39 protein-coding genes, 1 tRNA gene and 1 pseudogene are annotated in these 26,361 nt (G+C 45.0%); 1 reads left to right on the top strand and 40 read right to left on the bottom strand.

The window, feature by feature from the left end:
• On the top strand, positions 1–492 hold a 492-nt coding region (locus FYJ45_RS29845; protein ID WP_195841966.1), incomplete at its 5' end, for a hypothetical protein.
• A gap of 8 nt (positions 493–500) precedes the next feature.
• Here the strand turns inward: FYJ45_RS29845 and FYJ45_RS24385 are convergent.
• The 40 genes and pseudogenes from FYJ45_RS24385 to FYJ45_RS24570 form a co-directional block, all read right to left on the bottom strand.
• Positions 501–1,133 (bottom strand): hypothetical protein, encoded by a 633-nt coding sequence (locus FYJ45_RS24385; RefSeq protein WP_154467595.1) that lies wholly within the window; start codon positions 1,131–1,133, stop codon positions 501–503.
• 1 nt (position 1,134) lies between these two features.
• Positions 1,135–1,731: a hypothetical protein gene (locus tag FYJ45_RS24390; RefSeq protein ID WP_154467596.1), complete on the bottom strand. Its 597-nt coding sequence runs from the start codon at positions 1,729–1,731 to the stop codon at positions 1,135–1,137.
• A 14-nt stretch (positions 1,732–1,745) separates the two neighbouring features.
• Positions 1,746–2,657, bottom strand: coding sequence for an Ig-like domain-containing protein (locus FYJ45_RS24395; protein WP_154467597.1), 912 nt, complete (start codon positions 2,655–2,657; stop codon positions 1,746–1,748).
• Complete coding sequence (locus FYJ45_RS24400) at positions 2,657–2,824, bottom strand: hypothetical protein (protein ID WP_154467598.1); 168 nt, start codon at positions 2,822–2,824, stop codon at positions 2,657–2,659. The genes FYJ45_RS24395 and FYJ45_RS24400 overlap by 1 nt, the downstream gene beginning before the upstream one ends.
• A complete protein-coding gene (locus FYJ45_RS24405; RefSeq protein WP_154467599.1) occupies positions 2,825–4,543 on the bottom strand; it encodes a hypothetical protein in 1,719 nt (572 codons plus the stop codon).
• Positions 4,540–4,938, bottom strand: coding sequence for a hypothetical protein (locus tag FYJ45_RS24410; protein WP_154467600.1), 399 nt, complete (start codon positions 4,936–4,938; stop codon positions 4,540–4,542). The genes FYJ45_RS24405 and FYJ45_RS24410 overlap by 4 nt, the downstream gene beginning before the upstream one ends.
• 3 nt (positions 4,939–4,941) lie before the next feature.
• On the bottom strand, positions 4,942–8,304 hold the full coding sequence (locus tag FYJ45_RS24415) for a coiled-coil domain-containing protein (protein WP_154467601.1): 3,363 nt from the start codon (positions 8,302–8,304) through the stop codon (positions 4,942–4,944).
• A 9-nt stretch (positions 8,305–8,313) separates the two neighbouring features.
• The gene (locus FYJ45_RS24420; RefSeq protein WP_207708452.1) at positions 8,314–8,943 is read right to left on the bottom strand and encodes a Gp15 family bacteriophage protein; all 630 of its coding nucleotides are present in this window, start codon (positions 8,941–8,943) and stop codon (positions 8,314–8,316) included.
• Positions 8,927–9,424, bottom strand: a complete 498-nt coding sequence (locus FYJ45_RS24425) for a DUF6673 family protein (RefSeq protein ID WP_154467603.1) — start codon at positions 9,422–9,424, stop codon at positions 8,927–8,929. Before FYJ45_RS24425 ends, FYJ45_RS24420 begins: the two co-directional genes overlap by 17 nt.
• Positions 9,425–9,518: 94 nt before the next feature.
• On the bottom strand, positions 9,519–10,025 hold the full coding sequence (locus FYJ45_RS24430; RefSeq protein ID WP_154467604.1) for a hypothetical protein: 507 nt from the start codon (positions 10,023–10,025) through the stop codon (positions 9,519–9,521).
• Between the two features lies 1 nt (position 10,026).
• Entirely contained in the window at positions 10,027–10,476 is a 450-nt protein-coding gene (locus tag FYJ45_RS24435) for a hypothetical protein (protein ID WP_154467605.1), read from the bottom strand.
• Complete coding sequence (locus FYJ45_RS24440) at positions 10,476–10,934, bottom strand: hypothetical protein (RefSeq protein WP_154467606.1); 459 nt, start codon at positions 10,932–10,934, stop codon at positions 10,476–10,478. The genes FYJ45_RS24435 and FYJ45_RS24440 overlap by 1 nt, the downstream gene beginning before the upstream one ends.
• Entirely contained in the window at positions 10,934–11,278 is a 345-nt protein-coding gene (locus tag FYJ45_RS24445) for a hypothetical protein (RefSeq protein ID WP_154467607.1), read from the bottom strand. The genes FYJ45_RS24440 and FYJ45_RS24445 overlap by 1 nt, the downstream gene beginning before the upstream one ends.
• 2 nt (positions 11,279–11,280) lie before the next feature.
• Entirely contained in the window at positions 11,281–11,763 is a 483-nt protein-coding gene (locus FYJ45_RS24450; RefSeq protein ID WP_154467608.1) for a head-tail connector protein, read from the bottom strand.
• A 187-nt stretch (positions 11,764–11,950) separates the two neighbouring features.
• Positions 11,951–12,979: a major capsid protein gene (locus tag FYJ45_RS24455; RefSeq protein ID WP_154467609.1), complete on the bottom strand. Its 1,029-nt coding sequence runs from the start codon at positions 12,977–12,979 to the stop codon at positions 11,951–11,953.
• Positions 12,980–12,982: 3 nt separating this feature from the next.
• On the bottom strand, positions 12,983–13,633 hold the full coding sequence (locus FYJ45_RS24460; RefSeq protein ID WP_154467610.1) for a phage scaffolding protein: 651 nt from the start codon (positions 13,631–13,633) through the stop codon (positions 12,983–12,985).
• Between the two features lie 204 nt (positions 13,634–13,837).
• Positions 13,838–13,909, bottom strand: a tRNA-Met gene (locus FYJ45_RS24465).
• Positions 13,910–13,933: 24 nt separating this feature from the next.
• Positions 13,934–14,101: a cysteine-rich KTR domain-containing protein gene (locus FYJ45_RS31540; protein WP_154467611.1), complete on the bottom strand. Its 168-nt coding sequence runs from the start codon at positions 14,099–14,101 to the stop codon at positions 13,934–13,936.
• 86 nt (positions 14,102–14,187) lie between these two features.
• Positions 14,188–15,513, bottom strand: a complete 1,326-nt coding sequence (locus FYJ45_RS24475) for a phage minor capsid protein (RefSeq protein ID WP_154467612.1) — start codon at positions 15,511–15,513, stop codon at positions 14,188–14,190.
• A gap of 3 nt (positions 15,514–15,516) precedes the next feature.
• Positions 15,517–16,008: a minor capsid protein gene (locus tag FYJ45_RS24480; RefSeq protein ID WP_154467613.1), complete on the bottom strand. Its 492-nt coding sequence runs from the start codon at positions 16,006–16,008 to the stop codon at positions 15,517–15,519.
• 2 nt (positions 16,009–16,010) lie between these two features.
• Complete coding sequence (locus FYJ45_RS24485) at positions 16,011–17,453, bottom strand: phage portal protein (protein ID WP_154467614.1); 1,443 nt, start codon at positions 17,451–17,453, stop codon at positions 16,011–16,013.
• 4 nt (positions 17,454–17,457) lie between these two features.
• Positions 17,458–17,694 (bottom strand): hypothetical protein, encoded by a 237-nt coding sequence (locus FYJ45_RS24490; protein ID WP_154467615.1) that lies wholly within the window; start codon positions 17,692–17,694, stop codon positions 17,458–17,460.
• The gene (locus FYJ45_RS24495) at positions 17,691–19,316 is read right to left on the bottom strand and encodes a PBSX family phage terminase large subunit (protein WP_154467616.1); all 1,626 of its coding nucleotides are present in this window, start codon (positions 19,314–19,316) and stop codon (positions 17,691–17,693) included. Before FYJ45_RS24495 ends, FYJ45_RS24490 begins: the two co-directional genes overlap by 4 nt.
• The gene (locus FYJ45_RS24500) at positions 19,301–19,570 is read right to left on the bottom strand and encodes a hypothetical protein (RefSeq protein ID WP_195841968.1); all 270 of its coding nucleotides are present in this window, start codon (positions 19,568–19,570) and stop codon (positions 19,301–19,303) included. Before FYJ45_RS24500 ends, FYJ45_RS24495 begins: the two co-directional genes overlap by 16 nt.
• 152 nt (positions 19,571–19,722) lie before the next feature.
• A complete protein-coding gene (locus tag FYJ45_RS31155) occupies positions 19,723–20,322 on the bottom strand; it encodes a tyrosine-type recombinase/integrase (protein WP_235930999.1) in 600 nt (199 codons plus the stop codon).
• A 33-nt stretch (positions 20,323–20,355) separates the two neighbouring features.
• Positions 20,356–20,907: pseudogene (locus FYJ45_RS33310) on the bottom strand (phage integrase N-terminal SAM-like domain-containing protein); the annotation flags it as partial.
• Positions 20,908–21,051: 144 nt separating this feature from the next.
• Positions 21,052–21,321 (bottom strand): hypothetical protein, encoded by a 270-nt coding sequence (locus FYJ45_RS24510; RefSeq protein WP_154467618.1) that lies wholly within the window; start codon positions 21,319–21,321, stop codon positions 21,052–21,054.
• Between the two features lie 309 nt (positions 21,322–21,630).
• Positions 21,631–21,762, bottom strand: coding sequence for a hypothetical protein (locus FYJ45_RS31545; RefSeq protein ID WP_268890975.1), 132 nt, complete (start codon positions 21,760–21,762; stop codon positions 21,631–21,633).
• Between the two features lie 65 nt (positions 21,763–21,827).
• The gene (locus FYJ45_RS24515; protein ID WP_154467619.1) at positions 21,828–22,061 is read right to left on the bottom strand and encodes a hypothetical protein; all 234 of its coding nucleotides are present in this window, start codon (positions 22,059–22,061) and stop codon (positions 21,828–21,830) included.
• A gap of 39 nt (positions 22,062–22,100) precedes the next feature.
• Positions 22,101–22,274 carry a hypothetical protein gene (locus FYJ45_RS24520; RefSeq protein WP_154467620.1) on the bottom strand — a complete coding sequence of 58 codons (174 nt, stop codon included), beginning with the start codon at positions 22,272–22,274 and terminating at the stop codon, positions 22,101–22,103.
• Between the two features lie 24 nt (positions 22,275–22,298).
• Complete coding sequence (locus tag FYJ45_RS24525) at positions 22,299–22,496, bottom strand: hypothetical protein (RefSeq protein WP_154467621.1); 198 nt, start codon at positions 22,494–22,496, stop codon at positions 22,299–22,301.
• Between the two features lie 21 nt (positions 22,497–22,517).
• Positions 22,518–22,721 carry a hypothetical protein gene (locus tag FYJ45_RS24530; protein ID WP_154467622.1) on the bottom strand — a complete coding sequence of 68 codons (204 nt, stop codon included), beginning with the start codon at positions 22,719–22,721 and terminating at the stop codon, positions 22,518–22,520.
• A gap of 133 nt (positions 22,722–22,854) precedes the next feature.
• Positions 22,855–23,097: a hypothetical protein gene (locus FYJ45_RS24535; RefSeq protein ID WP_154467623.1), complete on the bottom strand. Its 243-nt coding sequence runs from the start codon at positions 23,095–23,097 to the stop codon at positions 22,855–22,857.
• Between the two features lie 26 nt (positions 23,098–23,123).
• Positions 23,124–23,351, bottom strand: coding sequence for a hypothetical protein (locus FYJ45_RS24540; protein ID WP_154467624.1), 228 nt, complete (start codon positions 23,349–23,351; stop codon positions 23,124–23,126).
• A gap of 31 nt (positions 23,352–23,382) precedes the next feature.
• Positions 23,383–23,679 (bottom strand): hypothetical protein, encoded by a 297-nt coding sequence (locus FYJ45_RS24545; RefSeq protein WP_154467625.1) that lies wholly within the window; start codon positions 23,677–23,679, stop codon positions 23,383–23,385.
• A 63-nt stretch (positions 23,680–23,742) separates the two neighbouring features.
• Positions 23,743–24,060, bottom strand: coding sequence for a hypothetical protein (locus FYJ45_RS24550; protein ID WP_154467626.1), 318 nt, complete (start codon positions 24,058–24,060; stop codon positions 23,743–23,745).
• Positions 24,061–24,107: 47 nt separating this feature from the next.
• Entirely contained in the window at positions 24,108–24,410 is a 303-nt protein-coding gene (locus tag FYJ45_RS24555; protein ID WP_154467627.1) for a hypothetical protein, read from the bottom strand.
• Positions 24,394–25,092: an ASCH domain-containing protein gene (locus FYJ45_RS24560; RefSeq protein ID WP_154467628.1), complete on the bottom strand. Its 699-nt coding sequence runs from the start codon at positions 25,090–25,092 to the stop codon at positions 24,394–24,396. The genes FYJ45_RS24555 and FYJ45_RS24560 overlap by 17 nt, the downstream gene beginning before the upstream one ends.
• Positions 25,093–25,347: 255 nt before the next feature.
• Entirely contained in the window at positions 25,348–25,677 is a 330-nt protein-coding gene (locus tag FYJ45_RS24565) for a hypothetical protein (protein WP_154467629.1), read from the bottom strand.
• Positions 25,677–26,360 (bottom strand): DUF6291 domain-containing protein, encoded by a 684-nt coding sequence (locus tag FYJ45_RS24570; RefSeq protein WP_154467630.1) that lies wholly within the window; start codon positions 26,358–26,360, stop codon positions 25,677–25,679. The genes FYJ45_RS24565 and FYJ45_RS24570 overlap by 1 nt, the downstream gene beginning before the upstream one ends.
• Position 26,361: the final 1 nt, after the last annotated feature.

Genomic DNA, 26,361 nt, shown 5'->3' on the forward strand with positions numbered 1-26,361 from the left:
TTGGCAGGTAACTCCCTCTCTCTTCTTTATTTCTTCCACCAATTCATATGTTTTATATTTTTCTATGTCATTCATATCTTCTCTCTTTCTCCGACACTCAGCAGTCGGCAGCTAAATCAGAATTTAGACGGGGCAAAAATCATCCACGAAGGGAGCGGCGCAGATGTGAAATACTACGCCCAGCTGGGTGCCGATGCAGCGTCAAAAAAATTATTGGGCAGTAAAAATCTTACCCTTTTCAAAAAAGCACTGATTATGGACGGCACAAATGTTCAGAGATACTGGCTGTTTCGGCTTGAAGAAATGGATGTGTCAAGCTATAGCTCCCTAAAAGTAGAGTGCACAGCATCGTTCCAATTAACATGCAATGATATCGTTCTTTCTCAGAGCGGGACAATTGACTTAAAAGGTATTGATACTGTATCGCTGATGCTGAGGTTAAATGGCGCATCCAATCCGTATTATCCGATTACAGTAGAGCTTTTGGTCTAAAGCGGGCTTTAATCTAAAGTAATAGTAATATCTATGGTTGCGGGCAAGTTGTATTTTACTGCAAAATTAGCTGATATAGAAGTATACTCATTTACATTTAATTTCTGTGTGCCGGTTTTAAATGAACTTATAGCTGTACCGTTACCTAATATATTGATATCAAGATTTGCGGAATTTGTATGTACTGCAAAAGTGGCAAAAGTATAATTGGATACATCAATTTCTGATATCTGCTGTATTGTTCCGCTTACAACATTGGGTTGACCAGCATATTTCCATCGGAAAGAGATCCCGCTACCCAATTTTTTTGTTACTGTATCGGCACCTGCAACTGGTGTATAGGTAATATATACACCGTCCTCCCTGGCATCCATGCCTTTGATAGCCCCGCTGTCATTCAGCGCCCCTAAATTCTGAATTAACCCATCAGTAGTTTGCTTAACTTCCGAAAATCCGTCAGCTACACGTTGCTCTAAATCGTTCATGTTCTGACTGGAAAAGGCGTCTCCTTCCTTGCTTACCGTCCCTTCTGACCTTTCCACATCGTATATAACTGCCTGTTTCGTGCTCACATTGGTCAGCTTCCGGCGGCCCGCATATTCGACCATACGGTCCGTCCATGTTTTCTTTTTAAATGCCATATTATATTAAACCTCCTTCTCCGGCGTAAAACTCCCCGGCGTATGCAATATTTTTCTTATTTCCGACATATATGTCAAAGCAGTCTTTTTGTATCTGCTCAATATCATTGTATTTTTGGAAGGAATTAAGAGGGCTTTCCGGCACTTCCGGTGTTGTATTGCGGTGTGCATAGTTTCTTAGCCTCTGCACTCCCTGACGTATTCTCTGATAATCAGAAGTGCGGGGCTTTTCCCCGACCTCCCAATTGTATTTCCCCTCTATGACCAGGGCGGCCAGCTCTCCTATTGTGAAATTGTTTTTTTCTATCCGGTTAAGATCCCGTGCATTAAGCACGCCTTTCTTATTCCGTTCCCGTACGTCCTCCGCTGTGCGGTCTGTGACAAACCACGGCAGGTCATATACAAGGGTAGTTTCATATTCACTTCGATTCCCGGCAGCGTCAATCATTTCCACCCACAAATGATAGGTGTTATCTTCCGCCGCCGGGGCATATCCATACCATTTCCCGTCCCGTGACTGGAAAGTGGTAGGATTACTATTTATGGCACCAGCGACATACACAATGTCGCTGGGTGCTGCAGCAGCTATGTATGCCACATTCACCACCGCCTTTATTCGATTTCCAGCTCAATCGCTACGCTGCCGGAAGCATCCGCAGGATTCGGGGAAATAGAAACGTTTTTGATTTTAGGTACAGAGGTGTCAATCTTGAAATTAATGGTAACAGGCGTAGTAAGCCCTGCGGCATCCCGTGCAGTTACCACAAGCGTATTGTTACCCTCTGCGCCGGTAAGAGCTTTGCTGAATGCACCGTTAGTTACTGTAATGGATCCTACATCGGTCCCATTGAGTTTAGCTGTTACAGTTACCGGACTGGATGTTGCATCGTTAGTTGTACCCTCAAGCGTGATAGACTTAGTATTTGTTATAAGACCATTGGCAGGTGATGTAATGTTCAGCGAAGGGGGAACAGTATCTACCTTGATAGATGCTGTAACAACAGCCGCTGCATTCCCATCATTATCCTGCGCATTGATGGTTATAGTATGGTCCCCATTGGAAAGTGCCGTCTGCGGTGTATAAACAAACTGATAACCGTTCGTAATTGCCGTTTTGGTCATTCCCGTGCTGGATTCATTGAATGTATTACCATCAATTTTTAGACTTACAGTCGATGTTTTTACGCCGGAACCGTTTGTCTCGTCTGTGACCTTAAAAGTAATGGGTTGCTTATTGTTGGTGACGCGCGCACCGTTGGTAGGAGTAACCAGGGCAATAACAGGTTTAACTTTTTCTTTAACCTGTAGCCGGAGGCTTGCGCCTATGGTTGCGTCTGATGCATCATAAGTTACTACTGTCCCGGCATCGTTCGTTATCCTGACTGTTACCGGATAATACTTTCCATCTTTATTAAAACTTGTGATAGACGGAGCTGTTGGGGACGCTGCCCACTTCCCCGCTGCATTTTTGATGCAGTTTGTCCATACACCATTAATCGATATCTCGACTTTTGTAATTGCCATTAAATAATCCCCACACTCTCACCGGCTTTTATTTCATTGCCGGAATAATATGTTGTCCGCTGGAAAACGATCTCCACGTCCTCCGCGTCTATAATGATTGATAGTTTCTGGTTAGCCTCCACCGGATTAGGTGTTATAGTAATGCTATTTAGTTTAGGTTTGTTCAATTAAATAACACCTACACTTTCGTCAATATATAATTCGGTTCCGGTTTGGTAAAAATCACTTGTGTACTTGTAATAGCCACGGAGCTGCGCCGTTGATATATACCCGCCTGTCAGGTCCGTCTTGATACTCTCCAGACCAGCCGCATACCCGCCGCGTCCAGCTAGTGTATTTTCGACCGCAGCCCATTGTCCGGGCTGTTCCCGGTCAGCAAGATAGCGAATATTGAGAATCAAAGACAACTGATAATAATCAAGTATCGCTTCTGATATTACTTTTGCCTGACTGTAATTAAACAGTGTTCCGGTAAAATTCTTCGCTTTCGGATTTTCTCCAGCCTTAAGCTGCGGCACGGTGGATGTAACCGTGATATCCTGCTTGCTATACTGCTTTCCATATATAGTCACCGCGGCCGCTTCTTGCAGCCGGAATGTAATATAATTGGTTTTTGCTTCCACAATCTCCCCGGTGCTTATCCGCAGGGCAGACACCGGGCTGTTGAACTTCACTTCATTCAGGCCGGCCGGATACGTGGTTTCTTTCACCAGCTCTTTTTCTTCCGTCCCCTCCGTATACTCTGCGAATTTAATGCTTATCTCGCTTATATACGTATCTTGCTTTGTGGCCGTGGAGAATTTACGGTCTCGTCCTATATCCGCCTGTATGAGCCTTACAGGCTTATATATTAATACATCATCCCTGCGTGAAGTCTCCGCCGCAGCCCCGCAGGCAAACAATACTTCACGTAGGGCCTTACGCCTGGTCTGGATTTTGAGCCAGCCATAAAGCGGTGTTGCCGCCACTTCGTCCGTTACCTGGTAAGGAATGTCTGTGCCCGCAAATATATCAGCCAGCACATTCCCGGCCAGCTCCCCGTTGTACACCCGGCCGGCTGTAAAGTCGGTATCATCAAGGAGCCCTATATAATCCGTGGCCTCCATCTTCGCTATGCTTTTCTGGCTGCTGGGTGTTGTAAGAAAGTACCTGCCCAGGTATATCCTCTCCCCGTCAACGATTTCATACGGGGCAATGTGCTGCTTTTTCTGCAAGGCCTTATGCAGCCCTTCTGAATTGGCAAGATTAAATTCGTTGCCCGTATCTACAAATTGGAAAGTAAGCTTATTTATTTTAAGGGTGTTTGACGTTGGATCCATTTCCTCCACCAGGGAAGCCGATTTAATGTCATTTTCTCCCCAGGTAACGATAACCCCGTAATCAATTCCCCATAGTTTTATGTACCGATATGGGCGGGCCCGCTGAAACTCTATTTCCAGGCGGCCATAATTCTCAACCAGATTCCGGGCATAATAATCCCTGCTGTCCGGCTGAAAGCTCTTAAGCGCGATCATGTTGCCGTCCAGGGAATACCACCTTATTTGCATCTGTAGAGGGGTATCACCCACAAAATGGAAGGTAAGCCCCGTACTGGTATGATTTTCTGAAAATAATATTGTTACCAACGGATTTTTCGCAAAATATCCATTGCTATCTGACAACTCAGAAGTCCAGAAGGGGATTCCCTCTGGTTCATCCGGCAGCTCCGGCATTGTGCCGTCAAGCACAAAATAATCCTGTTCTAACGTCGCATAATCAGGAAACGCGGTATTATCCTTAAGGAGCGTTTCCGCTGCGAACGGCTGGTTATCCATTGTTGACGGCGTACTGTCCTGTAATGCGGTTGTGTCCTTTAAGTCATATATGACCTCAAAATTTGTTTTCATGTCGGGGACCTCGCAGGTTGCTTAGCTGTCATTTTGCATGTAAAAGCTGAAAACTCAGCTTCTCCATCAAGTATTTTCTTATATTCGTCTGATACTGATGAAATATAACCGCGGAAAGAATATGTCCCTGTTCCTGCCGGCAGCACAAAATCATGAAATTCTACGGGTTCCGTCATTTTATTCCAAAATTCGTTATAGTCTGAATCCCCGAACGCTGCACTGTCTCCCACTGTCAGCGTAAAGTTATAATACACGCCGATAAGTTCCCTTTTCAGGTCTCCGTCCTCGGTACGTTCTGCGAATTTGTCAAGGAAGTCCGCAGAACGTTTTAAAGATACAAGGGGAATGTCAAAGTGAATATTATCCACAATAATTCCCTGTGTATATACACTCATGCTTTATGTCGCCCCCAATACTTCAATGTCAAGCCCCCGCCGGTTCATTTCAGAGAGTATATCCGAAATAGAAAGTCTGGCGAAAGCTTCGCCGTCGTAGATAAGATTTATATTGACTGGAAGTTTTTCCTGTCCGTATCCACTTTCCGCAAGCCCCGCCTTTACCATATCCTTTATTAATCCGGCCGGGGCCTCGACATTAACCTGTCCCCGTGGCTGGTCTCCCAGCATGGCAAGGAACGGATTGCCACCCCTGATAACGGAACCGGATGCAAGATGGGGTACGCTTTCCAGTACCGCGCTGGCGGCTGCCGGATTAATGCTCCGCGTTGATGGGGATGCTTTCGACGTTTTCCCGGATGTCGTGCCTACTTTTTCATATCCGCTGCTAAAGAAGTCTTTTACTGCCTGTATAGCGTTTTTTACCCAATCAATAAATTCCTTTAATTTTTCAATTATTGGACTTAGAGCTTCATCTACAATTTTGCTTTTTATCGCGCTGAAAGTTGACGATACTTTTTCCTTGAATTTATCAAACTTTTCCTTTAATTCATCTGTCTTTAGCTTAATTTCGTCGTATTTCTCAATTATTGATTTCTTAAGTTCTTCCAATAATTCGGTGGTTTTTTCCTTGATTTCCTCCCATTTTTCAGTAAAAGCAGTCTTAATATTTTCAATCAATTCTGACCATTTTTCCTGCGTGAACCAGGGAACGACATTTTCTTCCCACCAAGTGTACAGGGCAGTGTTTTGCCACCAATCAGCAATTTCATTCCATTTTGTTTCAAAAGCTAGGCCGATATTGGAGAATAATTCTACCCACTTTTCTTGCGTGAACCACGGCGCTACATATGTATCCCACCAATCAGGCAAATCCCTAAGTGGTGCGTTTTCTTTCCACCATTCATCGAGAGACTTCCATCCACCTATAAATGATTCTTTTATTTTCTCAAGGGAGGCAGCAACATCTTCCTTGATTTTTCCAAAAGCGCCCGCAACATCCCAGTTCCATATTGTGTCGTTAAAATATTTCCCTAATTCATCACCAAGGACGAAATTGTTTGATTCTTCCCTAAGTTCCTTTATTTTTTCAATGGCTGGTTCCAGTTTGACGTTCCATCCATCCTCATTATAATTATCTGGATTAAGACCATATAGAGAACTTGCTGCGTCTCTACTGGCATCCTCCAGTTTTTTCATTTTTACCTGATATAATTCAACTGAAATACGTCCTGCATCTAAATCGTCATTGAGTTTTTTTATACTTTCTGATATCTCTGACGTAGCAGTCTCAAATTCTTTGAGATTGTCCCCGTGTTTTAGCGCATCAAAAAATCCAATTGTCGCGCCGCCACCGACCAAAGCTCCATTAAGGGAAAATGCGCCTTGCATAGCCGGAAATAAAGCATTAAGCTTTGATAAGAAATCAATAATTTTAGATCCGGCAATAACAGCATCAAGTCCAGCAAGTGCTAACTTAAAAGCTATAAATGCTTCTGCCAGATTGAATACCCAGTCAGGAATATCTTTTGTTTCTTTCCCGAATCCCTCAAAGAAATCAGAAATAGCTTTCTTTATGGACTCGTAATCCATTTCATTTATAATTCCGGCCAGAAAATCAAATGCACTTTGCAGTATTTTCCCCAGGGCACGTCCAATATCTTCCCAGTCGATATCATTTATCGTATCGATTAAAAATTTTCCAATCTTATGCCCAATCTCTCCCCACTTAATGCCATAAAGTAATGCTATAAGCCCATCGACTGCTACATTTATACCATTAGCTATTGTCTGTGCCAACTGCTCCCAATTCAGGGTGCGGACAAAACCCATAATGCTTGTAGCTATACCACGGCAGCCAGTTATGATCGTATCGGAAATCAGTCCCCAATCCAGGCCGTCCATGAATCCGTTTATGGTCTCTGCTATCGCCTCCCCGAACTTCTGCCAATTAAAGTTTTTTACAAAGCCATATGCAAATTCAAAGGCTGTGTTTATACCCTGGGCTATAGTAATCCCAAGAAGGTGCCAGTCAAGGTTTTCAAGAATGCCGTTCAGAAACGTTGCAAGGCTTTTTCCAAGCTTCCGCGCGGTCTCCCTTACTTCGCTCCAATCGATGTTCTCCAGCATGTCATTTATCTTTTCAGCAAGCATCTTACCCAGATCGTAAAAATCGGCATCCTGCCACATTTTCTTGATTTTGTCCCAAAAACTTTTAATTCCGCTGTCAATCGGGACTTCCTCAAATCCTCCGGTTGAACCTCCGCCTCCCCCGCCGCCAGTATTTTTATTCAGAACATCCAGATCGTCGAATTTAGCCAGGGCCCCGGCTGCCTTTTTAGCAGCTCCGGCCGTCCCGTTTAAAGCATCCTTATAGGCGTCCTGCACTTCCACCGCCTTTTTCCAGGTGGCATGGCCTGTCATATAGGCAAATAACTGTCCCAGCGCATTAACAGCCCGATTTACCCAATTAATGAGCTCAATCAGGTACGGCACTACGGCCTGTATAATCGGTGCGAATGCTGCAGCAAATGAATTTTTCAAGGTTCCCAGGGCATTTTGCAAATCCCGTATGCTCTGCTTATACTCTTCCGAATACTTTTGCAGATTTTTTAATCCGGCTTTGGCGCCGGAAACCATAGCATTAAAGCCCTTTGTAATCCAGTTAAAAATAAGCAGTGATAGAGCTATTCCCTTAAATCGGGAAGCCAGGGTACTCATTAGACTGCCAGTTTTCTTTCCCTGCTTATTGATGGAGGAAAAAGTTTTCCCGGCCGCACTGCGTATCTTACTGAATGCGGTGCTGAACTTCTGCTCTACATTTTTGATAGCAGGAAGAATTCCTGATGCAGCTTTCTGCATCCGAGGGAAAATCTCCTTCGTGCTACTCTGTTTCTTAAACATTTCATTCAGCTTTGCCTTACTCACTTCCAGCTTCCCGTTGAGTTCGTCAACCTTCTGTGAAGTTTTTTCAAACTCTGTTGACATACTGCCGGGCACAAATGCTTTCCCGGCTGATTCAAGGCCAGATAAGCCATCCCGCAGGTGATTCACCTGCTGGTCTGCCAGACTGATTTCATTCACCAGTTTCCTGTATCCCTTAGAGGATGTATCTCCAGACTTTTCCAAAAGGCGCAGCTTCCCGTATAACTTGTCTGCGTTGGCCTCTGCCTTTTGCAATTCCTTCTGCATTTCCTGGTATTCGTATGTCGGAACTTTCGCTTCCTTCATACTTGCCATCTTTGCTTGCAGCCGGGAAATCTCGGTCTCGGTCTTTTTTATCTCATTACAGAGGCGTAGGATCTGACTGTTGGCATCCCGTGTCTCAAATTGTGTGTTGATTTTAAACGTTCCGGCGTATGCCATGCATCAGAATCACTCTCCCGTTAACTCCTGGAATGCTTCCAGGGCTTTTTTCTTTGCGGCCGCTTTACGCTTCCGTTCGTCGAATGCATCTATTTTCTGCTTTTCCTCATCCGTGTACTCCGCTGCCTGTGGCTTGCTATCCAGCGCATAAATGGCTTTGGCCCGTATGTATGCCGCCCGCTCTTCCACCGACATTTTCCCGGTAAGCTTCTTCCCACGTATGTCTGCTACGCGGGTATATGAGCATTCTTCCAGGTTCGACAGTAAGGCCATAAAAGCCCAGAAATGTACTTTTTCCTGGTTAAGGTCAATCCTGTATTGATGCTTAAAAGCTACCCATATACGCCATTGGTCAACCTGCCAGTCTGTAACCGTTGTCTTGTCCTCTTTGGCCTTCTGCAGGTTGTCCGTGTACCATCCGTAAAGAAACCAAATGATAGCATCCAGGGCCTCTTCAACTGGTGGCTGCGTTTCTGGGAAAAGAAGGTCAATGGAAGAATATATTTGCTCTTCCGGGGATAATTCCCGATCAGAAAGCGCCATCTGTATCAGAATCCCCGTCTGAAAATCGCTATCAATCGGGTATCCCTTCCATTCTTCCGGCAGCGGATCCAGCAGTATGTTATACTTCTGTTCCACTTCCATAATCTTCTATTAACTCCGCTTTGGTTCTCTGTTTGGAGCGTGCTCCCTTCCTGTTACGGCTATATTTCCGGTCAATGTGCTGTCCGCGTTCTTCGAATGTTGCATTGATAAAAGGAATCATTTTTTCTACAAATTCCATAATGCAGACTTCGTCCGGTATATCTACACCAAATGTCTTTTTACATGTTCCCTCGCCAAACAGCTCATCGATTCTATCTCTGGCCTTTTTGCACAGTTCCACTCTTTTGTTGGCCGTTTCTGCTATTGCATCAAGCGTTAGTTTCTCTCCCTCTTTCTGTTCGATAAAGGAGGTGAGCTCATCCCCACCTTTACCAAACCAGTCAAAGAAATCTGTGAAACGTTCGATAAATGTAGGGTCATTGATAGATATGGCTGCGGTATCTCCGGCCTCATTGATTGTTACCAGACGGATTCCATCGTCAAACTGTTTGATACTGCCGATTATTTTGCTCATTTCATTTCCCTTTCTTAACATCTATACCGAAACAGGGGCACGACGATATAGAACGCACCCCTGTTATATTAAGTTGATAACCTTAATACCTGATTTACTCCGGGGCCGACTTACTCCATGTGTAAGTTCCATCCTCGGCCATTGTGATATATCCTTCTTCTACGGCACCATTGCCGTTAATCTGGATTGAGGAAACCAGTTTACCGCCACCTTCCCCACCTGCAGAAGAGGCTGCCACAACTACGGGCAGCTTAATCGCTTCGTATACTCCGTCTTTTCCTTCCACGGCATCGGTCTTGAAAAAGCGGTAATAGTCTGTTTTGCAATCTTCACCCGTGGGGAACTTTTTCAGGAGCTTATCAAGATGCTTCTGCATGTCGTCAGCCAGATATTCACGCTCGGGATTCATCGTAAATTCATAGCCGGAAACTGTCGCAGATTTTGCTTTCATATTGACGTACTGCGTACTGTCAATACCGGGCCCCCAATCCTCGGAAATCTCTGTATATCCGTCCCCCATTTCCTGAATATCCGTGGAAACTCCGCCAAAAAGCTTTCCAACATCCAGGAGGGACACCATATTTGTTCTGTCGAATGCCATGTTATTTTCCTTTCTTCATGTAATGCAGCGTCATATTCACCTGGTAATCGACGGTCCCGTCCTCACCTTTGGCAACTATGTACGCGTTTCCTGCTTCTATATCTTCAACGGTTCTCTTTCCTTCCAGAACCGGATAATTTTTTCTTGTGCACATCCATTCCGCTATCTGCGTCAGCACTTCTTCCGCTTTCAGCCTGCCGTTATTGTTGGTCGGTTGCGCCCTGTACCGCAGGAAGAACGGATACTCTGCCTCAAATGTGCCTGACACATACTTTTTGGTATAAGCGCCGCTTCCCTGCCGGGAGAAGAAACCGATGGAATCCCCTGTCAATTCTCCGTATTTCTTTGATACCCCGCTGGGGATGCACGGGCAGTCCGCAAAATACAGGAACATTTTTGTCCGAATCTGTTCCTCTTCTCCGGTACTCAGTATCTTTACTTCTTCTCCCATCATTTCCCCCCTATCTGAAATCTCGGTATCAGCTCATATACATCAACGGTGCTTATCTGGTATGCGTACCCATACTTGTTGCTGACATATTGGAAAAAGCCCGCCGGATACGCTTCACTTTCCACGGCCCCGATGGGAAGGTCAATATCTATTCCCAGGAGCGGCTTTCTCACAATTACATAAAAGTCCTTGTTGTCCTTGTCGATGGTAAATGTTCCGGTCTTGTCCTGTCTCTCTTCCCATTGCTTCGGCGGAAGGTACTTACCGCCTGTCACGGCGGCGGGAATCTTAACGATACAGGCGTCCGCATTCTGGTTTCCTGTAGTGGCAATCTGGTTTCCCTGGGTGAGCTCCACCCGAACGCCATCGAACCGCGTACCATAATAGGTCTCGGTTTCTAATACGCCATCGATATGCCGATTGTAGATAATAACAGAATCCACATACCCGATACCCATTACAACGCCCCCGCTTCCTGGAATGTCTTAAGCATTTTGGGGGCCTGGATTGCAAACCAATCGGTTATGGTTTCATCCCTAGCCCATGCTTCCGAACTTCCCGACAAATCCCATACGCCGCTTTCGTAAAAGTAGGCATGGATGATTTCATGCCGTAACACTTTCCGCGTATACGCCTGTAAATCTTTTACGCTTTCCGCATCCGGTTCAAAAATACCGATACAAATTTTCTTTACGGAAAAATCCATGAAGCCGTCCGCCGTTTCAAGCCGCGGTTCCTCTTCTTCTGTTCTAAATTCAATTTTGTATTCTGTTCCCAGGATGTTAACCTTACAATTTTCCATTTCTACCTCACTGGATATGTCCCGGCATACAGCAGGTTTACACCATTGGCATCCGGTACGTCGGAAAGGCCATCACGAATGATGGAGTATACGGCCATGTCGAACACTTTCCGGTCTTTTGCGGCATCCGATTCTATCGTTGCAATCCCTCCGCCTGCAGAATAGCCCTGGCTTTCAGAACCGGAAGTAACAGATGTAACCACTTTGCCCTTTACCGTCCCGTCCGCCTGTTTGACCACACCTACACTGTCACTTGCGGCTGCCTGTAACTGGTTCACCCGGTACAGAAATTCCGCAAGCTCACAGATGCAGTCTTTTACCGCCGCAGCGTCTTTTTCTGCAGCCGGGAACGCAAAGGAGAGCTTTCCATAAGTGGATGCATCCACACGGCGCTCCGCCTTGCGTGCGTATCTCTGGAATGCTTCTTCGCTTTCAAATACTTCTCCGCCATATTCTGTTTGATAATATTTGAAATCGAGGTACATTACTTTTCCTTCTCTTTCCTTTGGTAATACCCGACTTTCGCAATGACTTCCTGTAGGGTCAGGTATCCTTCCTGCAGGGAACTTTTCTTTCCTTTCCCAACAGATACTCCTTTTTCCGTGATTTCTACGGGGTACTCCCTTCCCCCGGATACAAGGAAGGGAACGCCATCCCGTAAGATAAAACGCATCAGCCGTTAGACTGGATCAATCCAATTTTGATGTTTTTGGGATTGAATTTCAGCTCCCAGTTGGCCGCCGTTCCCAGCTCGGCTTTTGTCGGGGATTCCGCAACTACGTTGTCAACCTTGAAAGAAAATCCGTTCGGATGAAGAACTTTTCCTTCCTTGGTATATAGCTTTTCGATACCAGCTTTGCTTTCCGGATCGTAATCGGTGTAATACGGCTCTTCGTAATTGTTTTTCGGTGCTGTCAGGATTGCTCCCTGTCCTACGATGTAAGTTTTGTACACAGGCACTGCGCCGGTTGTATCCACCGTAAAACGGTCAGTTACAATGGGAATCAGTCCGTCAATTGTGGGAAGGTCAACTTCCTGAGTCAGCACATTGGTGATTGTGTACTTGTTATAGTCTACAAGCCCCATTGCCTTATAACGCGCAAAAAGCATGGAATTCATGATTGCAAGTCCGAAACCGTTCGCCATGTCTCCAAGGGCTTTCTGCTGTGCATAAATCAGTGTCGTTGCATCTACCTTGTTAGCTTCTGTGATATCTCCGGATCCGGTTGCGGCATCTTTGGAAATATCCCAAACATGTTCCTTCATGGTATCCAGTTTCATTATTGCGGAAACGATGTTCATAAGTTCCGCTTCCCACACCTGGCCGTAGTAGTTGGTAATGGAACCTGCCACATGCCTCATAGGGTCAGCTCCGGTCAGTTCTTTAGTGAAATCCTGGGCTTTCCACGCCATCATCCTCTGAATAAGCATAACGGTCTGTTTGCTACCCTGGATTTCTTTGGGCACGTTATCTGTATTACCGTCGTTGTTGTACGGTTCATAGTCCGCTACGTCTAAGGGCAGATAAAACGGCAGCGTTGCAACGTTACCTTTCTGTCCGATCAGATCCATAATCGTCGGATCCTCTCTCAGTATCCCGGACGCAATAATTGCATTGCTCCAGGTCGGCGTTTCGGCCATATAGGAAGCAAATACTTCCGGGTCAAAATCAAAACCGCCAAATGTTCCATTTCTCGGCATATGTTATCTCCTTCCTGTGAGGGCCGCCCAAGTATCCGGGTCATTCTGCTTAAGCAGGATACGTTCTGCGTCGCCCATCTTTAAAAATTCTTCTCTTGTCACTTTTGTTACTGTACCTCCGCCTTTGTTAAGCGGATTTGTAAACTGCGCCTTGTTCTGCTCGCGCTTCTGCTGTTCTTCATCCACCAGAATGTTTTCCATCTGCTTTCCTTCGGCATCAGTGATCAGCCCGGTAAAGATATCAGCAATTGATTTCCCTTTTGCTGTATCCTTGTCCAGCTCCTCCATTAATGACTTGCGCAGCGCAGCCTGAGTAATGGGGTTTACAAATTTCTTGCCGGAAAGGAATGTATCAACATTTTTTTTCAGCTCCACAAGAGCCGCGTCCTTGGCTCTGGCTGTCTTTTCTTCCTGAAGCTGTGTTGTAAGGGTGGAAACCTGATTTTTCAGTTCAGCAACGTCAATGTCTTTAAATCCTTCAAGTTCTCCCTGTACCTTGTCCAGAGACGCCTTGTATTCGTCTCTCTTTTCAACGGCCTTGTCATACTCTGCTTTTGTGCGGTAGTTTTCCTTCCACTCAGCGTCAAAAGCATCTTTTTTCTCTGCGGGAATCTCAATTCCTATTCCCTTCAAAATCTCATAAATATTTTTCATAAATCCTCCTGAAATGATTTGTTGACCGCTCTTTCTGCGGTAAAGGATTTTGCCCTGTAGACCGGGGCCGGTAATGCACCGCTGCGGCATCGAACCGCCTTTATACCGCCATCAGGCGTTGGAATCCCGATGTTTCTCCTGCGGAGTGGTGCGCCAGAAAGGAGGATTGAGGAAATGAGTGAGGCGAATCCTCAAACTGGCTGATTGCAAGGGCGGGATTTGAACCCGCGACCTCCGGGGCATGAACCCGGCAAGCTTCCACTGCTCCACCTTGCTACAAAAAAAGAGCCGGCATCTGAATCAACTTAATGATTCAAACTCTGGCTCTTTGGCTCTGATAGAAATATTGTATTCTTTTTTGCATCCCTTACACCATGCAGGGAAATTGATTAACACTGTATCCTTCCGGCGCTTGATAAAATGCTTATATCCACACCGCGGACACGAAATCCAATATGTATTCCCCATAAAATCCCCTCGTATAACTTTAGGTTATCTTTACAGCTAATATTATAACTCATAATTATAATAAATGCAATACCCATAACTTCAGATTATATCGAGCGCTTATTATCTGCTATTTTCAGACGTTCTTTACGAGTTTTCAATTTATTCTTATCGCAAAATTCGTCATAAGCATCCATCTTTTTCAGATATTCTTTACGCATGTTCTGATACCGCACTTTAAGCTCCTGCTTTACTTCATCCCCCTTCGCTTCTGCCGCCGCATACTTAAACGCATTCATCCGGCGCCGCAGCTCACGCAGGTTTCGTTCTGCCGCCCGCTGTTTCTGCTCCAGGTCGTATCGGCGCTTGTTCTTATCATCAGCAAACTGTTCCGTATTATTGGTGCTTATGCCCTTGTAATATGGCCCGAAAGAATGACGGCAATTCCACCCACACAGTCCCGCTCCCGTCCCATATCCGGTCATTTTAACAAAATCACCTGCGGACCGGTTCTTCTTCGGCGAAAACAGATATCGAATCTTTTCCAGGAAGCCAAACTTCCCGGCATTGTCCCGGTCGTCCTGCGGCGTTACACTGTATTTCCGCAGCGCATCATTATGCCAGTCAATGTCATACACCTTGCCCTGCCATGACATATGGTTTGCTGGCTCATCCTTGTCCGTGTATCGGGCTCCCAGATGTGAAGAAACAATTACCTGCGACACACCCAGCTCTGCGCAGCGCGTCAGCGATATATCCCCGGCTGCCTGGTTAGCTCCGGTCCTCACCGCCCTGGCTACTGCAACCTCAATCTTGTCCTTGTGGCCGGAAGGATACGTTACCACGGCCCCGTACTGTGCGCACTGGTCAATTGCATCAGCTACGGCCGTATGGATGGATACCCCGTGTGTCACCTTCCAGTATGCTTCGTCGCAAGCCCGTATATATTCCTTCTGGCAGGAATCCGCCGTCGTCCCGGTCAGATTGTATAATGTCCCGTTGGTCTTTTCGTATGCCCTTTTTAACAGGGTTATTTCCTTCTTGGTGAGACTTAGTTCCTTTATTGGCTTATACCGGCCTGTATGAGGCTTGAGAGCGCCCACATCTATATTCTCTGCCCTCAGAATCTTTTCTGTAAATCTGTCATTGTCCCGTTCTATTTCATTCGCGGCAGCTTCAAATGCCCGGTCTATTTCTTCCTGCAGTTCCAGCATGTGCTCTTTCAATGTCCGCTGTACTTCGTCCGTAAGCATCCCGGCCTCACGCATCTTGCGCACATCGGAAATTGATGCAGGTATAAGCTCCACTTCCTTTTCCTTGTCAAAAAGCGTCAGGATACGTTTTGAGACACGCTGTACAAGATATGTATTCAGTTTATCTGCGGCTTCTTCAGCCGCATCCACTATACGCAGCAAGAAATCCGGTGTCAGCATATGTCAATCTCCCTTCATGGCCCGCCGTGCCACCGCAAGCCAGGATTTTGCATGGTTCTTTTCTGCGGCTTCATCCCAGTGGGCCTCTGCAGACTCCCGGCCGTAGAAAATAGGCTTCCCGGACGGAACCTTTTTTACCCCCGGGCGGCTCCAATATCCGTATTCCGGGTCATAAAATGCACCCTTACCATATACCGGATCCACATATAGCTCCCCTTCGTACTGGTAATGGCCGTAATCGCTGTCTGGTGGGTACAGATAGACTTCCCCGCGGGTAGACTTGTTAAGGGTATCAGTTTCGGCAATCAACGTCCCGGTATCCATCGGCATATACCGCTGTATATCCTGCCATACCTGCGCATCAAGTGCATCCTGCGCCTTGTCCAGCCGCTTCCCGAATGCTTCATAGGACACCTTCAGGGAATACCCCGGCCCGCTGCGGTCAATATTAAGCTTCCCGAACATACGGGAGAAGAAATTCTTTCCTATCGCCATCGTTATTCCTCATCAAAAAGGCCTTTCTTTTCAGCCCTTTTGTTTTCTGCTTCCATTTCGGCCACAATGGCTTTGGCATCCTCTTCGGAATATCCCTCAAATCGCACCAGATACCGCCAGAAGGGATACTTCCCGGCCTGTACATACTGCCAGTTGCGCTCCCGGTCCTCATCCTCATTGTATGTAATGTCCCCAAAGTCATAATTGACCTCGTAGGATCCTACGGGTGTTATGTCATACAGATCCGCCCACTTATCCAGGGCATACAGAACGTCATTGGTGGCCGCTTCCAGGCTGTCCCTTATCTGCTTAATGGTCTGTATGGTCTCCCGGTCGTCCGCCTCAACCTGTGTAGCTGTCACCTGCCCGGTCCGGCCATTAAGTACAAACTGCCCGGTGGAATACCCGCACTTAACCCCCACGCTGTCCAGGTAATGATTGATACCAGTCATACGCTGTTCTGTATTCAGCGCCGGATTAATCTCGTGATAGTCGTCCCCTTCGGTTCCGCCGGGTATGGCCCGGATATATCTCGGCAGCTCATTCCCCTGGCGGTCTCTCAGGCTTTTTATTCTTTCTGTTATTTTTTGGCCGGGAGTCATGGAAAATGCATCCCCTACAATGACCAGCTTCTTGCTGTCGTCTATCTCATCGGCCATACGCTGTGATGCAATATCAAGCCGTTTAAGCTCCGGCATGGCGTTGGAGAAGAACGATACGGGAATATCGCTGTTAACGTCCAGGTTGTTTGCGATAGGCATTCCGAAAACGGCAAATAAAGGCTTTTCCAGCCCTGATATGGTCGCTTCCGGCATCAATCCCGCCCAGGGGCTCCCCTCAATATTAATTTCCTTGCCTATGCTGCCGTCCGCATCACTCTTGTACACCCGGTTAGACACCTTATATACAGGGTCTACGGCAGGTATCATGTTCTCAAAACGGTGATATTCCAGCCGGGTAAAGAAAACCTTCCCCTGCCGCTGCCGGTCGATGAATACCCCTCCATCAATTTTCCCGTCGTCGTCGCAGGAAGTGGGCACAAAGTTATCCGGCAGCACATAGTCCAGGCTCTTCCCGTTGGGCTTGATTACAATGTATCCGAATGCACATGCATACTCACACTTATCATACATCATCCGGGCCCGGTACTTGTCTATCTGCTTCTGCAGCCATGCCGCCCTGGCAGAACCTTCCACGGTAATTCCCAGGGCAAGGGTAGTAAGCCGCGCTGTTTCATTGCACAGCTTTTTGGCAAAATTAATTGTTTCCAGCTCTCTTCCCGGTTCATGGCATACCCATTCGGGCTGCCCGGTATATGTGCCGTACCACCGCCGCTGCTCCCGCTGCATAATAGCAGACATTAATGTGTCAACCTTAAAGCAATCTTGTGCCTCTCTCTGGAACAACGATTCCCACCACCTTTTAATTTCTCTTATCAGTCCCATGCTCTCACTTCCTCTGTTTCTGCAAATTCTGAATAGCAGTCATGAAACGACAGGTATCATCAACCATTTTCTTCCTATTCTCTGGCTTTTTCATTTCTTCGATGCTCTCATGAAATGCTTTTTCTACATCAGGATACTGTTTAAATAACTCACGAACGGCTTTGCGGCAACAATCTGAGCATTTATCAGTACTCCCTATCTGCGGTAATTCTTTTCCACATACAATGCATTTTTTCATCATGCGTTATTTCCCCTCCTGTTGTAGAAGCTCTCATATGAGTACCGCAGCGCGTCTATGCCGTGGTTGTCCCTGTCAGGATAACCGGAAATGATGTTCCCGTCCTTATCCCTGTCATACTCATACTTCTTGATCTCATTTCCTGTTTTCGGTGTGCGGGCCATATCAATAACAATCGTTTTACCCTGCAGCCACTTCATACCGTATTCAACGGAGCCGGGTCCCTTAATGGCCGCCCTGGCCTGAATACCCATGTCCTTATAGTCAGCCACAGATTTTTTCTCCTGGTTATCGCAGGTAATCATATAATCTTCATACCCGCGCTCAAGTATCCACTGCGCCGTGGCTACGTTCTTCTGCTTATTGACATAGTTTTCATCGATTAGGTATATGGTTTCCCTGGCAGCATCATAGTAAGACCGGATAAACGCATACGGATCGGGATACCAGCCCCAGTCAACGCCTTGATAGATACAGTCAAAGGAAGCAATTTCTTCGTCGGTAATGGTACGCTCTTCAATAAATTCAAAGACATTGCCACCGGTTCCGTTCGCTTCTCCCTCATATTCATTGGCATATGCTGTCGGATTCACCTCTTTCAGATGCTCGGCATCATCAAGGAATTTCTTTCCCAGCCACTCCGCCGGTACATCCTTATATGTACTATGCTGCACGACGGCATCCGCTTTTGTGAGCTTCACCTCTGCGACATACTCATTCGCCCAATTGTTTTTGCTTCTGGGTGGGTTAAAGGACTTAAACTTATACGCAACGTCGCCGCCACGGATTGCCGACTGCTCAATATTACGGATTTCCTCTGGTCCCGCGAACTGGTCAAGTTCCTCAAACCATATGATTCCGATATAGCCAAACTCCGGCTTGATGGATTTTATCTTAAGCGGATCGTCGGCGCCACGGAAGAATATCTTCTGCCCGGTTGGCTTGTACACAATTTCCAGGGGAGAAACCTTATACTCAAACTGTTCCTCTAAATCCATTTTTTGTATTGCCCACTTAATCTGAGCATATACAGAATCCCTTATTGTGTTGCCAACCTTACGTAACACAAGCGCGTGCATATCATGATTGTTTTTAATGAGCTCATTGATAATGCATGAGATAGCAGAGGATTTTGTGGAACCACGGCCTCCAGGAAGAACATACTCACTGTGCTTTCCCCGCCGGATGTCCCGCACCATCGGATGGAACACATCGGCAACAATATCCAGGTCCATGTGATAGCACTTGGCGTTCCTGGCCTCTTCCATTGCCTTTTCCTTGGCTTCCTGTTCCTCTTTAATCTTCAACGCCTTTTCCAGGTCATTTGCTGCCTTAAGGCGGTCAGTAAGAGCCGCGTCCATCCCGAATGCGTCTTTCTCTTCCCCCTTCATTACCCGCAGCCGGAACGCCTGTATATCTTCCAAGGATACAAGCCGGGTAGCTTCCACTTTCCCTTGCCGTTCTGCTATATAAGCGGCCACGTGAGTTTTCTTGAGGTTATCCGCTCCTATCCTATACGCAGTCTTTTCAGAGTACCCGGCGCGCTTTGCTGCCTGTGTTGCGTTGCCTGTCTCAAGGTAGTAATCCGCAAAGGCTTTTTGCTTTATGGTCAGTTTCTGTTCCATGCAGTCACCGCCTTATATATATCCAGCAGGCAGAATATTACCTCAGGCATGGAGCATGTCCGCAGTATTTCATAATCCATATTTTTCCATTCCTCTTTCTTGGCAGAGTAGTAGTCTATGGGAGTGCATATCCGGTATGAGGTTATCATGCGCTTCTGGTCGGCAGAATAGAACTGGTTACTATTCACCTTGATAATCAATCCTGCCTTTACAATTGCGGTCTGTAATTTTTTCATTCTGCCATTCAAGTTCATGCGCTGGTCCTTCTTGTCTCTTTTCTGGTTGTTATTTACAACGCAAAGAGCCAGATACGCAACTGTGTTGTCCGCGTACCTGGCTCTTGGCTCTATACGCAGAGTATAACACATAGTTATATCATTTTCAATATTAATAATTTGTAATTATATCATGCCACCTCCATATACCTTGCCGCCTCTCTATGAATGCGCTTTTGGCTCCGGGCAATATACCGCTTGGTTGTCTCCGGGCTCCGGTGTCCCATAAGCTCCTGAAGCGTCTCAAGCGGGCATCCCTTATCTGCCATCCGGGTTGCAAAAGTCCGGCGGAATACATGGACGGTGAGAACCTTATCCAGCCCCGCACGTACCCCGATAGCCTTTGTTATGTCCTCTATCGCGCTTTTCCCTAATCTACGGGGAATCCCGTGGTATGTCCGGTTTGTCACAAATAGTGCTGGATTGCTGTCCTTCCTTCTCTCCAGGTACATGATAAGGTGCAGCTTTGCTCTGGCATCCAGTACCACCGTGCGGATCCTGTCCGACTTCTCCCCGCGGAATGTCACTGTTCCGGCCGTAAAGTTAACATCCGATATGTTCATGGCGGCTGCCTCACCTACACGCACACCCGTTGAAAACAAGAAGTCCGTCAGCGCTTCGTCCCTTATTGTCTTTTCCACGTCCCTTACGGCCACTTCCTCTTCCAGCGTCAGGTGGATGTTCTCTGTATCCAGCGGTTTCATTCCTTTTATGGTTTTTACTGGATGCATCGTTATGTATCCTTCATCATGCAAAAAAGTGAAGAAACTGGATAGATTACGCTTTGTATTTACCAATGTGTTTTGGCTTACATTAAGGGAACGTGCAGCCAGGAAGTATTTTATATCATCCTTTGTTATTTCTCGGTAATTTTTATTTAAAAAGTAGAATAACTGGCGAACCGATAGCCTGTATTGTGCCAGGGAACTTTCCTTGCATCCCTCAAGCTTTTTATTCGCACAGAAAATCCGAATCATATAATCATTATCATCTGTCCAGGTTGACAGCTCGGTGCTCTCTTCCTCGACTCTCAGGCCATGAAGCTTCGTCCGCAGCACATTATCTAAGGCCTGTAATTGTACTGTTTCCAAAATAGTTGACATTGCAGTAATAACGCTTTGTATTACCAGCTCTTTATTTGTTAGATTTCCAGAATTTACCATACCTACACCCGTTTCCTTCCTGCCGAGAATATGGTATAATAATCTCAGCGACATAAGCGGTGCATGATTCTCTTGGCGGGGGACGTGCACCGCAGCTTTTTGTCCAGTTATCGAACATATGTTCTTTAATGTGCATTTTTTTGGCAGCTCCATAAAGAGCTGCCATTTTTGATATATTCAGTTTTCAATCCAACAGTTGTTCCTCATGCCGCATCTTAATACAAGCAGTTACGGCCAGTATGTACCCAGTTGCGATTATGCAGCATACTGTAATTGCTACTACCTTAATAATCATCCCTATTCTCCATTAATTACTTTTCGCATACGCTTTTTTAGCACCATCTGGCACCCACATTCCGGGCAGTCCATAGCATCATATATATCATTTTCGCTCGGACTACCATTTAATGCTGCATTGATTCCCCCACTCACAATCTTATCCCTGACAACATATTCTGCTTTTGGATACACCCGTTTTCCGCATACTTTGCAGGTTATTTTGTTAATATTTCTTGTTTCTTCAGGAATGAAAGTTCCACGCTTTCTCCATTGTCTATCTCTTCTCATTATCTTCACCTTCTTCGTTAAATTTCAGTTTAACCGGCTAATCCGCTTTTTTAGGACACCATGCAGGGGATGTTTTAATCGTAACTTCATGCGACCACGGTTTTCCAAAACACAGAAATCCTTCCATTTTCTGAATCCTATGATGCGAAAAGTAATCTGCGATATATTTCGTGTCTGGATGTTCGCACCAAAAACTCGGTCTGCTATTTTCGGGCCGCCCCCGATCCTTGCAAAATTCGCATTCACTGCACTTTATATTTCTTTTCTGCATTCCGACACCTCCATTAAATCCTCATTATACTTAGCTTTTTAGCGGGCACCAATCCGGTACTCGTTTCTTGCTATGATATCTCCCATGATACAAACCTTTGATTTTACAGACTTCGGTGTGTTTACAGACATTTCCCGCAGGCTTACCCTGTTCTTTCCACACTTCTCCATATTCGCATTTCATGCATGGATGCAACTCTGCGCGGCTGTTAAATTCCATCCTATTTCCTCCCGTACTACTGGCCTAAATCTTCATTTTCTGTTTTTAATGAGTTAATATCTATTCCAGCTGCATGTGCCAATTCATTCGCTGCTTCAATTACGGAAGGCTTTCTGTAATTGAAACAAGGTTTTGTGCTTTGACGTCTGCACATGACCGAAAATCCAAATGAGCACTCCGCACCTTTGCGTTCGCCGCATGTTCGACACTGATTACGGAGTTTTGGCATATCTACTCTTGCTCTTCCCATACCACATTCCTCTCCCGGGTTTTGCCGTCAAATCCTCACTTATTGAATATATTCTTTGTTTATTTGATATGCTTTTTCCATTGCATTATCGTAATCATTTTTTGAAAAGAAATCATTACTGGCAACATAATTTTCCAGTATATCTTCTGGCAAGCTACTTTCTGAAAAATCACATCCATTTTTAAAAAAATGACAGTTCCCGCATTTTTTCATTTTCTCCCTCCCGATAAATCTTCATTAACCATTACAGATTTTAAATGCATCTGTTAATGTTTTAACTGGTTGTGGTACCCCACAGATAAGAAAGGCTCCAATCCCTGAAATTTCCTTATCTGTAAAATCACTTATGAATTGGGTAGGCCAATCCGTGTTGTAGACTTGTCGTTGTCCATCCGCATCTATATACAAAAATACAATAAACGGTATCTTATCCACGATCATTCCTCCTTTAAATCCTCACTTATCAAATTGTTCTAAAATCCATCCCTTATATTTCTCTGCATCATATATGATCGCATTTAAGGCCGGAATCACTTCCCGCAATATATCAGCATCTTTTTTTTCATACATCTCAATTCTCTTTTCACAAAGATGCTCGGAATCTATTTCAATATAATTCTCAAAATTAAGTGCCATATCATGTAGCATTGATATATCCACCAATAATATCACCCCTTCGTTTTCTGGCCTAAATCCTCATTTCCCTTATCACGAATAGAATCAGAAAATTTACCACACGCTTCATCCAAAGACAGCCTTCCAGCTCTCAATTCATCTCTCAGTTCATCGCTTTTTACATCCAGCTCTTTTGCCAGTTCATATATGACATCCGAAACACCATCCAGATATGTTCCTTCCTTAGATTCGCAATTGATACTTGTAAAAATTTCTTCTGCAATATCAAGACCTTTTCTAATTCCCTCATAATATTTTGCGCAGAAGTAATTGCTAAAGTTTCCGCCTGCTGCTGATATCTTCTGCTATCATTGATATACTTAAGTGCCTTATCAGTATCAACATTTTTTGCTTTATACATTTTCATTCCTCCGTTAAATCCTCAATTCAGTTTTTCAAAGGAACAGAAACATCCATAAGACATAAAAACAGCCATTTTCCTTTTGGATATTCCCGTTCTATGCGGAAAGTTGTACCGTAGTTAAACTGCTTCGTGTCCTCTTTCAATTTGTTGTAAATGCCATCTGGATAATCAAAAAAACCTTGTGTAACAATTCCATTATGTGTAGGATGGGTTTTGTATTCTGTCTCCCATACTCTCAGATGTTTTATCATCCATATACCTCTTTCTGAAAATGTTAAATCCTCAGTTTAACAGTTTTAACTCAGACCAATTATTAGGACTTCTTGCTAAGCTTCTATCTTTAATCCAATGTAGTTCCCTATATCTTTCTCCATCCACCATATATAAGCCATATGGTTTCAATAGTTCATTATTGACTTCATTATCTTCATGAGGAGAGAAAATCAAAGTTATCTTTTCTTTTTTCTTATTATCTTTTATCTTTTCTGCAATATATAAGATGGCCTCTATGTTCCACGCTGAATAAATTGCATTGACTATATTATCTTTTCTCTCTGTAAAATAACCACTATCACCCATGCAATTTTCGTAATAGAATCTTATAATTCTCACCTCCCCGGCCTACTAGCCTAAATCCTAATTTTAGATGATAAAATCATTCTCGGTTTCTACCACATCCAATTCCATCACATCATCTGTGCTCCCAAGCATCATTTCTTTAAGTATATTAAGCCTCTCTATACAAGCATCAATGCTTTCCACCTTGTAAAACACCATCAATGTATCTGCATTTGACAACTTATATCCATTGTCATTCCTCGTATATGAACCTATTTCGTGCGGTTCTGTTGTTTTAAATGCTAACATGCCATATCGAGGAGTATCATTTTCAATGTGAAGAACAGGTGTCATCATAATATCCCCAGTTCCAAATATTAACTTCGCTTTTCCTTTTACCATTATTTTTTCTCCTTTAAACCCTCAATTGCTCAATAACTTTTGTCCTGTTACGCTTCCGGCAATTTCTCATACATTGTTTCATAAATGGCAGTTGCATAATTCATTAAAAGTTTCTTTGCTTCCTCTTCCTGTATAGCTTCTCCGAATATCTCCCCATAATCTCTTTCATGGGTCAAAAGCCAGTTCCCTTTTGCAGATTTCCATAATTTACACTGGTACTCCCGGCCAATCTCTTTTCCAGTACACATGGCGCTGAAAAAGAAATTATTTACTCGATACCATTTTCTAACCTCCGCCACCTCTTCCATGTTTTCAGTGTTATATTTCATTCCATTAATCACAAATTGCATTTTGTTTCTCCCCTAAATAATAATTATTTGGTTTCTCGCACCGTTCAAAATCTATTACCCATACCCACGGATTTGCATCCCATCCGTAGCGGTCAAAGTCTGATTTTTTTATGGTGTAATCCCATAATTCCGCAAAATCATTTGTCTGAAATCCTTCTCCTATATAAGTAATTTCTTTTTCTAGCGGAACCCCCTCTTTTTTAGCTTCTTTATCGTTTATTTCCTGTAACCGTTCCACCCGTACATCCGTAACCTTTAACCAGATACGGGCCGCTTCTTTTGGCATGTGGATGGACGGGCGCCATTTCGGTTCAGGGACAACATCTCCAATTGTCTCCCTGTGGTAATCTGCTTTATATGCAGTTCTGTTACCTCTCAAACCGTCTCCCCTGTATCCCGCCAAACCTTCGTCAAAATAATTTGGACAGAATGCTTCCCGGACATACAGGATATCTCCATACTTGCAAGGTGGTTTAACGAATAAAATCCTGCCTCCGTACTCATTTGTTCCGAATCCATACTTTCCAATGTTTCGTTTATCCCCAGCAATGCAGTACCCGATTTTGTATATCTGTTCAGGTTCCGGCTGCGGCTTAATTACCCGGCGCGTAACCGTCTTTCTACCGTCCAATATCGCCCGAACCATTTCGGTGTTAAACAGGATTGGCAACAATCTACTCATGCGACATATCTTCCTTTCCGCTGAAACTTATTGTTTCTAGGCTCTCAATGTCAGCGTATAAAGAGCCCATCATAGTATCGCAATGCCTGTCACATGGATCCGTGGCGTCACATCCTCCGTAACTATTTATGATTTCAAGCACTGCCTGTTTGTTTATTAAATCCATCTGTACTTCTTTCTGCGGCTCGTACGCCGCTTAAAAACATCTATACCTTACGTTCTTCGTCTCACACTTAATACCGCCCGTATGAGGCTTTAAAAGCGCCATATACTATCGCTGGGCCTATGGAAGGGGCGCACCGTGCTATCCCATTTTTCTCGGATGAGCTTCTCAACATCGATAACATCCCGAATAACCTCGGCTGCAGCGTCCCACTCTTCCTGCCACTCCTCTCGTACTTCTACGGGCAACTTTTTGGGCTCCTGTACGGTCACAAACCTGTATTGTCCGCGGTAACGTGTTCCCGCATATGCATATTTACAGACATTTTTCTTGAGAATCCCGAACTGCTCGTGAATCTCCTGGGCGGTGTATATCCCGATCTCATCCTTGCCTAAAAACACAATGTATTTTCTTTCCGCCATTAGTTATCACCTCCCAGCAATTCACGTTCCAGTGCGTCCACGTCTACCTCCGTTTTCATAATCCCGCGATTATATCTGTCTGCCGCGGTAGCTTTCTTGCTGGCATGACCTTCGTTCCGGTTATTCCGCGCCCAGTTTCGTACCGCAGCCTTCCAGTCCTTCATTTTTGTTTTCCCAACCAGCCAGCCTTTTGAAGCGTAAAAGTCAACAAAGCACTCAGCATCTACCCGGTATCCACCCTCCTGGCAATATTCCCTTACATTCTCCACGGTCGGCGGTATGAACGATTTTTCTTTAGACACTTTAGTGTCTTTCTTTTTAATATCATTTACATTATCATTATCATTTACATTATCAGGTAGATTTGCTACGGTTTGCTTGCATGTGCTAGCATTTGCTAGACCTGCTATGTTTTGCTTGGCATTGCTTGCCTTTTGCTTTCCCCCGGCGCTTCCGGCAGCCCGCCTTTTCTCAACCACTTCCTGGTACTTTTTAGTATCACGGTCTATCTGCGCTGAGATAAAAGCAAAAGCCATCTGCGGTCCCGCCGGAAGGTCAGTAGGCTGTCCGGTATCCACATAATCCATCACGGCCCGGATAAGCTGCCCCAGCTCTGCATCGGTAAGAAGGTCAAACTGCCTGCGGTAGTCGGTGTACAATACAAAGCTGTTCTTCTTCTCCATA

It is taken from the genome of Eisenbergiella porci, from assembly GCF_009696275.1.
GTDB lineage: Bacteria > Bacillota > Clostridia > Lachnospirales > Lachnospiraceae > Eisenbergiella > Eisenbergiella porci.